The organism is Brenneria goodwinii, assembly GCF_002291445.1.
In the GTDB taxonomy this organism is placed as follows: Bacteria; Pseudomonadota; Gammaproteobacteria; order Enterobacterales; family Enterobacteriaceae; genus Brenneria; species Brenneria goodwinii.
Genome location: NZ_CP014137.1, coordinates 3,980,968 through 3,993,957, shown reverse-complemented (window position 1 = coordinate 3,993,957; position 12,990 = coordinate 3,980,968). Strand labels below are relative to the sequence as shown.

At 53.2% G+C, this 12,990-nt stretch carries 13 protein-coding genes; 8 read left to right on the top strand and 5 right to left on the bottom strand.

All coding sequences use genetic code 11. The annotated features are described in order from the left end of the window. Positions 1 to 94 precede the first annotated feature (94 nt). The 7 genes from ACN28R_RS17760 to aguA all read left to right on the top strand — a co-directional run bounded on the left by ACN28R_RS17760 (position 95) and on the right by aguA (position 7,462). A complete protein-coding gene (locus ACN28R_RS17760) occupies positions 95 to 1,285 on the top strand; it encodes a sugar transporter (RefSeq protein ID WP_095835087.1) in 1,191 nt (396 codons plus the stop codon). A gap of 41 nt (positions 1,286 to 1,326) precedes the next feature. Beyond that, positions 1,327 to 2,229, top strand: a complete 903-nt coding sequence (fieF, locus tag ACN28R_RS17755; protein ID WP_048636627.1) for a CDF family cation-efflux transporter FieF — start codon at positions 1,327 to 1,329, stop codon at positions 2,227 to 2,229. Positions 2,230 to 2,505: 276 nt separating this feature from the next. Beyond that, positions 2,506 to 3,468: a 6-phosphofructokinase gene (gene pfkA / locus ACN28R_RS17750; protein WP_048636626.1), complete on the top strand. Its 963-nt coding sequence runs from the start codon at positions 2,506 to 2,508 to the stop codon at positions 3,466 to 3,468. Positions 3,469 to 3,671: 203 nt separating this feature from the next. After that, the gene (locus tag ACN28R_RS17745) at positions 3,672 to 4,163 is read left to right on the top strand and encodes a CesT family type III secretion system chaperone (protein WP_048636625.1); all 492 of its coding nucleotides are present in this window, start codon (positions 3,672 to 3,674) and stop codon (positions 4,161 to 4,163) included. Positions 4,164 to 4,189: 26 nt separating this feature from the next. Continuing rightward, positions 4,190 to 5,200, top strand: coding sequence for a YopT-type cysteine protease domain-containing protein (locus ACN28R_RS17740; protein WP_095835086.1), 1,011 nt, complete (start codon positions 4,190 to 4,192; stop codon positions 5,198 to 5,200). Positions 5,201 to 5,485: 285 nt separating this feature from the next. Next, positions 5,486 to 6,370 (top strand): N-carbamoylputrescine amidase, encoded by an 885-nt coding sequence (gene aguB / locus ACN28R_RS17735; protein ID WP_095835085.1) that lies wholly within the window; start codon positions 5,486 to 5,488, stop codon positions 6,368 to 6,370. A gap of 3 nt (positions 6,371 to 6,373) precedes the next feature. Further along, entirely contained in the window at positions 6,374 to 7,462 is a 1,089-nt protein-coding gene (gene aguA, locus ACN28R_RS17730; protein WP_095835084.1) for an agmatine deiminase, read from the top strand. A 167-nt stretch (positions 7,463 to 7,629) separates the two neighbouring features. Here aguA and tpiA read toward each other — a convergent pair whose 3' ends face one another. Continuing rightward, entirely contained in the window at positions 7,630 to 8,397 is a 768-nt protein-coding gene (tpiA, locus tag ACN28R_RS17725; RefSeq protein ID WP_048636621.1) for a triose-phosphate isomerase, read from the bottom strand. A gap of 129 nt (positions 8,398 to 8,526) precedes the next feature. Continuing rightward, positions 8,527 to 9,123, bottom strand: coding sequence for a DUF1454 family protein (locus ACN28R_RS17720; protein WP_048636620.1), 597 nt, complete (start codon positions 9,121 to 9,123; stop codon positions 8,527 to 8,529). A 174-nt stretch (positions 9,124 to 9,297) separates the two neighbouring features. Between ACN28R_RS17720 and ACN28R_RS17715 the strand changes: the two genes are divergently transcribed. Continuing rightward, the gene (locus tag ACN28R_RS17715) at positions 9,298 to 9,720 is read left to right on the top strand and encodes a DUF805 domain-containing protein (protein WP_095835083.1); all 423 of its coding nucleotides are present in this window, start codon (positions 9,298 to 9,300) and stop codon (positions 9,718 to 9,720) included. A 5-nt stretch (positions 9,721 to 9,725) separates the two neighbouring features. Here ACN28R_RS17715 and fpr read toward each other — a convergent pair whose 3' ends face one another. The 3 genes from fpr to ACN28R_RS17700 form a co-directional block, all read right to left on the bottom strand. Further along, the gene (fpr, locus tag ACN28R_RS17710; protein ID WP_048636618.1) at positions 9,726 to 10,472 is read right to left on the bottom strand and encodes a ferredoxin--NADP(+) reductase; all 747 of its coding nucleotides are present in this window, start codon (positions 10,470 to 10,472) and stop codon (positions 9,726 to 9,728) included. A gap of 204 nt (positions 10,473 to 10,676) precedes the next feature. Beyond that, positions 10,677 to 11,687 carry a class II fructose-bisphosphatase gene (glpX, locus tag ACN28R_RS17705; RefSeq protein ID WP_048636617.1) on the bottom strand — a complete coding sequence of 337 codons (1,011 nt, stop codon included), beginning with the start codon at positions 11,685 to 11,687 and terminating at the stop codon, positions 10,677 to 10,679. A gap of 145 nt (positions 11,688 to 11,832) precedes the next feature. Beyond that, positions 11,833 to 12,825, bottom strand: coding sequence for a LacI family DNA-binding transcriptional regulator (locus ACN28R_RS17700; protein ID WP_048636616.1), 993 nt, complete (start codon positions 12,823 to 12,825; stop codon positions 11,833 to 11,835). Between the last annotated feature and the right edge of the window lie 165 nt (positions 12,826 to 12,990).

Sequence of the window (12,990 nt, the reverse complement as noted above, 5' to 3'; positions counted from 1 at the left end):
ATACTCTCCCGGCAGTATTGATGCCTCGCGTAATCCCCTCCTAGTAGAGTTGATTTTCGCATTTTTCCATCATTTTAACTTTTGATATCAATATATGACTCGTTCTCCCCGATCGACTGCATGGTTGCGTGTTATCACCCTTGCTCTGGCAGCTTTCATTTTCAACACCGCCGAATTTGTCCCCGTTGCGCTTTTATCCGATATCGCAGTCAGCTTTTCCATGAGCGCTGCCCAGGTAGGACTGATCATCACCATTTACGCCTGGGTGGTGGGGGCTATGTCGCTGCCTTGTATGTTGCTTACCAGTAAGATGGAGCGTAAAAGCCTGTTGATTAAGGTGTTTATCCTGTTTGCCGTCAGCAATCTGTTATCCGGCGTGGCATGGAATTTTGGCGTGTTGGTGATCGCCCGCATCGGCGTCGCCCTGTCTCACGCGATTTTTTGGTCGATCACGGCATCTTTGGCCGTTCGTCTGGCGCCGGCGGGCAAGAAGGCGCAGGCGTTGAGTTTGCTGGCTACGGGAACCGCGCTGGCGATGGTGCTGGGGCTGCCTTTGGGCCGCTTGATCGGCCAGTATCTAGGATGGCGTATCACGTTTTCGATTATCGGTCTTTTGGCCTGCATAATTATGCTGGTCATGATGAAACAGCTGCCTCTGTTGCCTAGCAGCCATGCCGGATCGTTTAAGAGCCTGCCTGAATTGTTTAAACGTCCTGCTCTGCTTTGTGTTTATGGTTTAACGGTAGTGGTTATTACCGCGCATTTTACGGCCTACAGCTACATCGAACCTTTTGTTCAGGACGTGGCGATGATGAGCGGAGACTTTATTACCGCGCTGCTGCTGCTGTTCGGCGGAGCCGGGATCATCGGCAGCATACTATTCAGCCAGTATAGCAGTAAGTATCCCGCGGGCTTTTTGACCGTGTCCATAGCGCTGTTGCCCCTGTGCCTGCTGTTGCTGTTGCCGTCTTCTTTCAATCAAATATCCCTGTCGTTGCTTTGTTGCGTCTGGGGAGCTTCGATTATGGCGATAGGGCTGGGTACGCAGGTCAAAGTCATGACGCTGGCGCCCGATGCAACCGACGTCGCGATGTCCCTGCTTTCCGGTATTTACAATATCGGTATCGGCGGCGGCGCGCTGTTGGGTAATAAGGTTATTACGCACATGAGCCTGTCGGATATCGGTTTTATCGGTGCGGCATTAGGCGTGATTGCGCTGGGATGGTGTATTTTTATTTTCAGACGCTATGCTCAGGATTTAAATAACACTGCGATGAATGAGTAACTCTAAACAATGGATTGTTTTGGGCTAACATTAGGAGCGTTATGAACGCACAATATACGCGTCTTGTCACCATGGCGGCGGTTAGCGCGACGATCGTAGCGCTTCTGCTGTTTATTATGAAACTGTTTGCCTGGTGGTACACCGGTTCGGTGAGCCTGCTGGCATCCTTGGTGGACTCTCTGGTCGACATCGCCGCATCGCTGGTGAATCTTCTGGTGGTGCGCTATTCGCTACAGCCCGCGGACACCAAACATGCTTTTGGGCATGGGAAGGCTGAATCGCTGGCCGCTCTGGCCCAGAGTATGTTTATTTCAGGCTCGGCGTTGTTTCTTATTTTAACCGGGTTACAGCATATGATGACACCTCAGACGCTGAATGCGCCGGAGGTGGGGATCTGGGTGACGGTTATTGCTTTACTGGCCACCCTGTTGCTGGTGACGTTTCAACGCTGGGTGGTGAAACATACATATAGCCAGGCCGTACGGGCGGATATGCTGCATTATCAGTCAGATCTTCTGATGAATGGGGCGATTCTGGTTGCATTAGTCTTAAGCTGGTACGGGGTGACTCGTGCGGATGCCTTGTTTGCGCTGGGCATCGGTGTTTATATTCTGTACAGTGCATTGCGTATGGGATACGAAGCCGTGCAGTCTCTGCTGGATCGCGCGTTGCCGGATGAAGAACGCAAGGCTATCGTCAACATTATTTCGGGGTGGCCGGGTATCAAAGGCGCGCACGATTTACGCACCCGCCGATCAGGACCGACCCGGTTTATTCAACTTCATCTGGAGATGGATGACGCGCTGCCCCTGGTACAGTCGCATCAGATTGCCGATGATATTGAACAAGCATTACTCAAAAAATTTCCAGATTCCGATATTCTTATCCATCAGGATCCGGTCTCGGCGGTGCCGGAAGCGCTGCGGGGAATGTTGAATGAATAGGTTGGCGTTTGCATGGCGTGGTTTTAGCCGTTTTATCTCGACCCGGCCGACGATAAAAATTATTGCGCAATTTAGTCTGACCTGAATCAATTCAGCAGTGGGTATTTGTTATAATATGCCTTTATTAAAAATTAGAGGGATCCTGTCGATACTAACCAGTAGATTTCAGTCCGCGGCCATACCGCCGGCGCCTGAAAGACGAACGGTAAAACAAACGGCAGTCAATTTTTGATAGAAGAATCCTGCGAATTTACATCTACAAGTCCAGAGGTTGTCATGATTAAAAGAATCGGAGTATTGACGAGTGGTGGCGATGCACCCGGCATGAATGCGGCAATTCGTGGTGTGGTACGTACTGCGCTGACGGAAGGGTTGGAAGTTTTCGGCATTTATGATGGCTATCTGGGGTTGTATGAGAATCGGATGGCGCAGTTGGATCGCTACAGCGTATCCGACATGATCAACCGTGGCGGTACTTTCCTGGGTTCGGCTCGTTTTCCTGAATTTCGCGAAGCGGAAGTGCGCGAAGTCGCCATCCAGAACATGAAAGCGCAGGGGCTTGATGCTCTGGTGGTTATCGGCGGCGATGGTTCCTATATGGGGGCTAAGCGCTTGACGGAGATGGGGTTCCCTTGTATCGGTTTACCCGGCACGATTGACAACGATGTTGCGGGCACCGACTACACTATCGGTTACTTCACCGCGCTGGAAACGGTGCTGGAAGCCATTGACCGCCTGCGCGATACCTCTTCATCGCACCAACGTATTTCCATTGTTGAAGTGATGGGGCGTCATTGCGGCGACTTAACGCTGGCCGCGGCGATTGCCGGCGGTTGTGAATTCATCGTTCTGCCCGAAGTGGAATTCAGCCCGGAAGATCTGGTTGAGGAGATCAAGGTCGGTATTGATAAAGGTAAAAAACACGCCATCGTCGCGATTACCGAACACATCTGCGATATTAATGAGCTGTCGAAATATATCGAGAAAGAGACCGGCCGTGAAACGCGCGCTACCGTGCTGGGACATATTCAGCGCGGCGGTTCTCCGGTGGCATACGACCGCATCCTCGCTTCCCGCATGGGCGCTTACTCAATAGAGCTGCTGCTGCAAGGCTATGGTGGCCGTTGCGTCGGTATCCAGAATGAAAAACTGGTGCATCATGACATCATCGATGCGATTGAGAACATGAAGCGTCCCTTTAAGAAAGACTGGCTGGATACGGCTAAGAAACTGTTCTGATCCTCACCTGGGTAGTATATTCCGCGCTCAAAGCGGAATCACCCATCGTTGACCAACCCCCGCTTGCGGGGGTTTTGTTTTTTTAGCGATTGCGGGCAGGGAACGCCAACGCTTTTTTTGACACTTACCCTATAGGCGTTTGTCGTGAGCAGGCTATAGCAACAGACGCATTCGGATGCGTTTTATATTGTCGGGGGGAGTGCATGTCTGAGTCGAACTATGCCAAATCGCTATTGATACGTTGGGTTGAGAAGCAGGTGAAGGTAAGCGCAACGCCCGATGTTGAGACGGGCGTTCAGGTGATGTTCAACGAACAGACGCTTTTTTTAAAACTACCTCAATCGCGGGAAAACCTGTTCGTTTTTATGCCGATTTATACATTGGATTTCGAGCGGGACGGCGATTTGCTCGCGCTGGGCATGATGCTGAATCTGGAGCATGAATTAATGTGCGGCGCGGCGATCGGGCTGGACGCGTATCAACGTACGCTGATGCTGACGGCGCATCAGGATATCCGCGCTTTCGACGATCGGACGCTGAACGCGTTGATGGAAAATGTAGTGAGCCTCGGTCTGCGCATTCGTGAAGAGTTCGCTTCAGTTGTGAACGGCCGTAAAATACCGGCCAACGTCAAAACCGCCCCATTATCCAAGACCAATCCATATAGGACGCCCCCACATCATTCTCAGTTTTAATCTTTCAGCACAATGAGATAGTGACTATGCGTATCCATCAGACTTCTTTACCGGCGATGACAGCTGCACTGCCGCGGGCCGGAGACGCGAAGCCGGAGACTGCCCGGTTTGAAATGATGAAAGAACAGGCGGCGTTTACGCCGTTGAACCAGAAAGAGGGACACGCCAATTTTTCGTTACGCGGACTGCTCAATAAACTGCCATCCGTACCGTTTTCCATTTCATTGCCGCTGCACTCCCTCTTTTCAGAGAGAAAGGGCGCGGATATCGATACCCTGGGCAAGAAACCCAGGATTTTTGAATCGAATCTGGAGATAGCTTGTAACGAGTATTCCGGGCAAGCCATTCTGATGGAGCAACAGGATTATCTTCAGACCATGAAAACACACCTGCCCGACATGCGGAACAAGATACAAAGCGTGGAGGACGGCGCCTGTCTAGGGCTGTCGACCCTCTGGTTATTGGGGCGTTACAGTGGGTTGGACGACAAAACGGTGATCGGCAATTTATTGGGTTACGATGCGGATGACGACGAGATGATATCGGCAAGCAGGGCGAGAAGCGGATTCGAGAAAGTCTATGTTGTACAAGAGAAGTTTCAGAATAGTGCGCGTTTTGACGGCCAAATGAAAGACCGGCGGTTTGATGACGCCGCGCCGGTTGTTCGTCGTTATGATTTCATGCAGCGGATTGCGAATCTGGCGAAGATGTCCGTCGTGCCGGTGGCGGGGGAAACGCCGTTTGTATTGCTCGATCGCAGAGAGGGATTTGGTGACGGGCTGATAGGCGATGTGCTGCGCGAAGGCCGGGAGCAACTGTTGTCGGTTCAGTCCGACGGCCATGCCATGGCGATCTACGCTAACGGCCGCGATCAATATGCGTTTTACGATCCTAACAACGGTATATTCAATTTTCAGGATAAAGGAGACTTTGTTTCCTTTATGAACCGGATAGGCAAAATGTTGAGCGATCCATCCCCAAAGTTGGGGAGTGGGGATCCGGATCAATTGATGCTGATGGAGCTAAAGGTTCATTGAGATTTTTCCAGGCCGGCCGTGTCTGCCGGTATGTCGGTTAAACCCGCCAATCCCGCCGTCAGAGCGGGATATCTTTATTTTATTACCGCTAGACGATTAACTGGCATAATGCGCATGTCATCGCCGATGAATACCTGACCGGGGGCTTAGGCGGGCATTGGACGGCGTGTTGACCTAAACTCGTTATGGTCGCGCCTGTTGGGCGCAGATGCGTGATAGTGCTTGCTGCTGATATTCGTCTGATGAAAATGGCGAGTATAAATAAGAGATTATTGAGGTTTTCGCATGAAAAAAGTTACCGTTGCCGCAACACAAATGGCGTGTTCCTGGGATCTGCCCGGAAACATTGAGAATGCCGAGAAGCTGGTGCGACAAGCACATGCAAAAGGGGCGCAGGTTATCCTGATCCAGGAACTGTTTGCCGCGCCTTATTTCTGTATTGATCAGAGTCCGGAACATTATGCGTTGGCGCAGGAGCTGGAAAGCAGCCCGCTGATTAAGCATTTTTCTGCGCTGGCGGCCGAACTGGCGGTCGTTCTGCCCTTGAGCTTTTTTGAACGCGCCAATAACGCGTATTACAACTCGCTGGTGATGATCGATGCCGATGGTTCCGTGCTCGACGTTTATCGTAAAACCCATATTCCTAATGGCCCGGCGTATCAGGAAAAGCAATTTTTTATCCCCGGCGATACCGGCTTTAAAGTCTGGCAGACTCGTTATGCGAAAATCGGCGTGGGTATCTGCTGGGATCAATGGTTCCCGGAAACCGCGCGTTGCCTGGCATTGCAGGGAGCCGAGCTGATTTTCTATCCGACGGCGATTGGTTCCGAACCGGCTTATCCCGACATCGATAGCCAACCGCACTGGACTCGCGTCCAACAGGGCCATGCCGCCGCAAATCTGGTACCGGTGATTGCATCCAACCGTATTGGCACTGAAGCCAGTAAATATATCGACGGTTTGGAAATGACCTTCTACGGCTCCTCTTTCATCGCCGATCAAACAGGGGCGCTGGTTGCCCAGGCGAATAAGACGGATGAAGCCGTATTGGTTCATGAATTTGATTTACAGGCTATTGCCGCTCAGCGTGCGGCGTGGGGATTGTTCCGCGACCGCCGTCCGGACATGTATGGCGCGATCGCCACCTCTGACGGGCAGACCCGGAGATAATTGATGTCACAACTGACCACGCCGCATCAGGACGGCTTTACGATGCCTGCTGAATGGGCGCCGCAGGAAGCCGTATGGATGCTTTGGCCTTATCGCCGGGATAACTGGCGCGACGACGCCCTGCCGGCGCAGAAAACCTTTGCCGCGGTGGCTGAGGCTATCGCGCGGAAAACGCCGGTGATAATGGGGGTGCCCGCCCGCTGTATGGATGATGCCAAACGTACTATGCCAACCAACGTGACGCTGGTTGAAATGGAAAGCGACGATGCCTGGATGCGTGATACCGGTCCAACCATGGTGTTGAATCAGGCCGGAGAACGCCGCGGCATTGACTGGCGGTTCAACGCCTGGGGCGGAGAGCTGGGCGGGTTATATGAAGACTGGCGTCAGGATGAAAAGGTCGCGGCGCAGGTGCTGGCTTATCATCGGAATAGCCGCTATGCGGCGCCATTGATTCTGGAAGGCGGGTCGATTCATACCGATGGCGAAGGAACCTTGCTGACGACGGCTGAGTGTCTATTGAATCCCAACCGGAATCCGCAACTGGATAAAGCGCGGATTGAACAGTTGCTGCGTGATTATCTGGGCGTCTCGACGATTATCTGGCTGCCTGAAGGCGTCTATAACGACGAAACCGACGGCCACATCGATAATATGTGCTGTTTTGTCCGCCCCGGTGAAGTCGCGCTGCACTGGACGGATGATGAAAACGATCCGCAATATGCCCGCTCGGCGGCGGCTTATCAGGTGTTATCCGCCGCCAGAGATGCGCACGGGCGTTCGTTGAAAATCTGGAAACTGCCGGCGCCGGGCCCGTTGTATGCCACGCAGGAAGAGGCGCGGGGCGTAGATGCGGGGGATGCGATTGAACGCTATGCCGGGTCGCGTCTGGCGGGTTCGTACGTGAATTTTTTAATCAGTAATCAGCAGGTTATTTTCCCGCTGTTGGATGCGCGTACGGATGATATTGCGCGTGATTTATTAAGGCAGATGTTCCCGGACTATACGGTGAGCGGCGTGCCTGCCCGCGAGATCCTGCTGGGCGGCGGTAATATCCACTGCATCACCCAGCAAATCCCCGCGGCGAAATAACATCGCGCAGACGTTGAGACAGGGCGGGTCGCAGGCCCGCGATAAAAAATCGCCGTCATTCTCACTAGAAAATGACGGCGATCTTGTCTGTAAAAGCGTCACTAACGAACAAAAAGCACCGCCAATTGCCGATAGAGAAATGACGGTGTTTTATCGTCCATGCGGACTTAGCCGCGTTTTGCTTCCGCAGCGGCTTTGACGATCACGGCGAAAGCGTCGGCTTTCAGTGAAGCGCCGCCAACCAGCGCGCCGTCGATGTCCGGCTGAGTGAACAGCTCTGCTGCGTTAGCCGCATTCACCGAACCGCCGTACTGAATGGTAACTTGTTCAGCAACGGCCTTATCCTGTTTGGCGATATGATCGCGGATGAATTTGTGAACGGCCTGTGCCTGAGCCGGCGTAGCGGATTTGCCGGTACCGATGGCCCAGATAGGTTCGTAGGCGATGACCGCGTTTTCAAACGCTTTGGCGCCCAGCGTATTCAGAACCGCGTCCAACTGACGGGCGCATACGGCTTCGGTTTGTCCGGCTTCGTTTTCCGCTTCGGTTTCACCGATGCACAGAACAGGGATCAGACCGGCTTCTTTCAGCACACCGAATTTCTTGGCGATGAATTCATCACTTTCTTTGTGATAGGTACGGCGTTCTGAGTGACCGATGATAATGTATTTTGCACCGATATCTTTCAGCATGTCGGCGGAAGTTTCGCCGGTAAAGGCGCCGGAAAGATTCACGTCTACGTTTTGCGCGCCCAGTGCGATACGGCTGCCGGCCAGTAGATGGTGAGCCATATCCAGATAGATTTCCGGTGGCGCGATGGCGATGCCGCAGCCGTCGGCATCGCTCAATTCCTTGCGCAGGCCGGTAATCAGGCTGTTGACCATGCTGGTGCTGCCGTTCAGTTTCCAGTTACCCATAACTAATGGATGTCGCATTTTTTTTCCTCCAGACGGAATAGCGAATGAATCAAAATTTTACTGCCGCAGGCAGTCTGACCTGCCAACAGTATAAAGATGAAATGTGATCGTGGCTCTGTTTTTCGTCATTAATAGTGACTGTCTTGATCACGGTTCAGATAGCGTTAGCTTAATCGGTTCAATAGCGAAAGTTAGCCCCTTTTCGCTGTTGTCTGCCACAACATAGCGTACAGCGCCTTCGGTTTGCTGGTAAAAATGCTGTCCTTTACCTTTTGCCAGCAATTCGGTGATTTTATGGATGCTCTGCTCCTCCGTCAGCGAAGGCGTGAAAACCCGCGACAGCGCCGCCATATAGCTGATGGCCTGCGCGCGTCTGGCCTCGGACTCCGTATCCTCCGGCTGTGGCAGGTAGGTGATTTGCAGCGTTTTGATTTTACCTGTTCCTTTCTCCAATGCCGTTGAAGCATACAGCCGATCGTTGATCCTGCTGGCGGCGCGGGTCAGCAGATTGGAGTTATGACCGGTATCGACGACCCGAAACTCGCCGAGCGGCAGCGTCGGGTTGCTCAGGTTGTAGTGCGTGCGAAACTGCACGATCGTTTGGTCGAACGTAGGCGCGCCCGCCAGCAGATAAGGCGCGGCAGCCGATGTTTTCGCCGGGTAAACCGGATCAGCCCATGCGCCGGGAAGGTATAGCGCCAGCGTAGACACAGCAAACAGGGGCGCGAGATATTTTTTTATCATGGGTACATTATCAGATGAATTTTTCATTGAGCCAAGCGTGGCGATAGCGACGGTACGTCTGATTAAAGCGGCATTTGTTGGTGCTTGTCAAAATTCGCATAAAGATTGCTGGCGTAGCGCCCGGTTAGGGTAAACTCGGCCAAAATTAAACGACAATGCAGGATTCTGTACTTGATGACGTTACAACAGTGGTGTTTTTCATTTAAAGGCCGGATTGGCCGCCGTGATTTCTGGGGCTGGATGGGCATCTGGCTGGTGCTGATGGTGGTGTTATTCACCCTGGCCGGTCAGAACTGGCTGGATACGCAATCTACGGCCTTTGGGCTGGTGGCCCTGCTATGGCCGACCGCGGCAGTATTGGTGAAACGCCTGCATGACCGTAATAAGAGAGGCTGGTGGGCGTTGTTATTGATCGTGGCGTGGGTTCTTGCCGCCGGCAACTGGTACATGCTGCCGAGCGTTTGGCAGTGGGGAATCGGTCGCTTTATTCCGTCGCTAATCTGTATGATGGTATTCCTCGACTGCGGCGTTTTTGCCGGCACGCCGGGGGATAATCGCTTCGGGCCGAAAGCGCAACCGGTTAAACTCCGCCGCTGATACCGCTACCAGTAGTGCTCGCTGGTGATATGACCGGGCCTGCGGCGCAGATGTTTGGTCATTTGCCGTTCTTCTTTCAGTATTTGCTGGGTATCGCGCACCATTTGCGGGTTACCGCACAGCATGACATGGCTGGTGGCGGTTTCCATTGGCAAACCTACGGCTGATTCAAGCGCGCCGTTAGCGATCAGCACCGGGATACGACCGGTCAGGGAACCGGCGGATTCCTCACGGCTGACCACCGTTTGAATATGCAGTTGGCCATAGTAGCGTTGTTGCAGTTGCTGCATCAGCGGCAGATAGCTTAGGTCACGCGCAAAACGGGCGGCATGAACCAGTACGATGTTTTTAAAGCGCGCCAGATCCTTGCCTTCCTGCAGGATGGCAAGATAAGGCCCGATCGCGGTGCCGGTTGCCAGCATCCATAGGGTTTCGCAGTCTGGAATCTCCTCCAACACGAAAAATCCGGCGGCGTCTTTGGTCACCATGACTTCATCGTCAGGGCGTAGCGCGTGTAAACGGGGGCTTAGTTTCCCTTCAGGAACGTTTACCAAATAGAACTCAAGATTATGGTCGCTGGGCGCGTTGACATAGGAGTAGGCCCGTTGAACCCGTTCGCCATCCACATCCAGCGCCAGTTTGGCGTACTGTCCGGCAGTGAAGGGCGCGATGGGGGCATGAATTCGAATGCTAAACAGACTCTCTGTCCAGTTTTCCACCTGAATAACTTTGCCTGTTACCCATTCAGCCATCGTTCTGTGCTCCTATCTATATTGATCTGGCGGTTATATCCTGGAAGTACAACACCCGGCGATATTTTAGTCGGTATCGGTGCGGCCGTTAAATGGCCGCACCTAAGATACGCTATATATTAACAATTGTGAAACAATCCGTCGCTTTCGCGTTCTATAGAGAAAACACGGCGATGACGTTCCCACTGGAACCCAGTCAACGCATTAAAGCAGGAAGTCATGCAACGCCCGATCTTTACGATCGAGGTAATGGGTAGACTGGATACGGCGGATGGTGCGTGACTTACCGCGGATCAGCAGTGTTTCCGTCGTGGCGATATTCCCTTTGCGGGCGATCCCTTCCAGCAGGTCGCCTTTGGTGATGCCCGTCGCTGAGAAAATCACGTTGTCGTTACGCGCCATATCGCTGAGTTGCAGCACTTTCCCGGCTTCAATGCCCATTTGCCGGCAGCGATCCAATTCATCCTTCCCAATGCGGCGGTTCTCTTCGCTGTCGCCTTTAACCTGATGGCGGGCCAACAGCCGGCCTTGCATATCGCCGTCTAGCGCCCGGATGACCGCCGCGGAGATGACGCCCTCCGGCGCCCCGCCGATGCCATATAGTACATCGACTTCACTGTCCGGCATGCAGGTAAGAATAGAGGCGGCAACGTCGCCATCCGGAATGGCGAACACCTTCACGCCTAACTGCTGCATTTCGGCAATAATGGCGTCGTGGCGCGGTTTGGCCAGCGTAATCACCGTTAACTGGTCGAGCGGTTTGTTCATTTTCGCCGCAATATTGCGCAGGTTTTCCGCCAGCGGAAGCGCCAGATCGATGACGCCTTTGGCTTGCGGGCCAACGATCAGTTTTTCCATGTACATGTCGGGCGCGTGCAGAAAAGCGCCTTTTTCGCCAACGGCCAGCACCGCCAGCGCATTGGCCTGGCCCATTGCCGTCATGCGCGTACCTTCGATCGGATCGACGGCGATGTCTACCATGTCACCCTGACCGGTGCCGACCTGCTCGCCGATAAAAAGCATCGGCGCTTCATCAATTTCGCCTTCACCGATGACAATCTGACCATTGATATTGACCTGATTGAGCATAATGCGCATGGCCTGTACCGCCGCATTATCCGCGGCGTTCTTATCGCCGCGGCCTAACCATTTGTAACCGGCCAGCGCCGCTGCTTCGGTGACGCGCGAGAATTCGATGGCTAATTCACGTTTCATGGATACCTGTCTGTTATTAAACGGGGAAGGGAAATTTTGGGCGAAGATTTTACCACATCCGGCGGCGGCGCTCGCGGATGTCAGGTAGAAAAATTCATGAATGCGATTGACGCCGCGCTAGCCATCGACGGGCTAGAGCCCGGGTTTAGAGTGTGCCGCCAAGCGAAAGCCGGTAGTGAAGATCGACATATTCGATGGTGGGGAGCTTATTGATTTTCTTTATCAAAATCTCGGTGGCGACTTTACCCATCTCAAAGCGCGGGGTGACGACGCTGGCGACCGCCGGGGTAGTGGCCTGACCGATATCCAGGCCGTGAAAACCGGAGATCGCCATCTGCGACGGGATGGCGATAGCTAAGCGCAGGCACTCCTGCAATACGCCGACCGCAATATCGTCATTGGTGCAGAAGATGGCGTCCACTTGCGGATACATCTGACGCACCAACGCCAGCATGCCCGCGCCGATTGATACTGAAGAAACCTTATTCGGTGTGATCTGCATCGGCGGCAGGCCGGCATCCGCCATCGCCTGGCTATAACCTTGATAGCGCTTGCGATCGCGGATATCCGACATGGAGCCGAAGTAAACAATGTGGCGTTTTCCGCTGGCTAACAGCGCGCCCGTCATATCGTAAGCGGCCTGATAATTGTTAAAACCCACGACGATCCGGCCGGGAAGCGGTTCCAAATCCATAACCTGAGCGACCGGAATTTCGGCCGACTCCAGATATTTGTTGGCGCGCAGCGTATGTTCGGAGTCGGTAAGAATCAGACCGGAAATCTGGCACGATAGCAGATTGATGATCTGCTCTTCTTCACGCGTCTTATCGTAGTTGTAATTTACCACCAGCGTTTGATAGCCGTTTGCCGCGGTGATCGACTCGATGCCCGTCAGCAGATCGGAAAATATTTGATTATTGAACGACGGAACCAATATGCCGATACGGGGTGCCAGGGTAGATGACCTGCTCTCTTTCTGGCTTTCCGCGCAATAATCGACTTCAGCCATAACCTTGGCGATACGTTCAGCGGTTTCAGGCGCCACTTTATCGGGGGTACGAAGATAACGGCTGACCGTCATTTTGGTAACGCCAGATAACTGAGCGATGTCCTGTAACGTGACGCGTTGGTTTTTCATGCAGAGCATACCTGAAGGAATGGCGCCGGGTGATGAGGCAATTATGCACCGTAGCTTACTGAAAGGGAAAGCCTGTTGCCAGGGAATCAGCCTGATGACATGACGGAATGAATGACTCGCTCCTCCCGTCGTTATTTTTTTAGGGTGAGATAATTTTATTATATA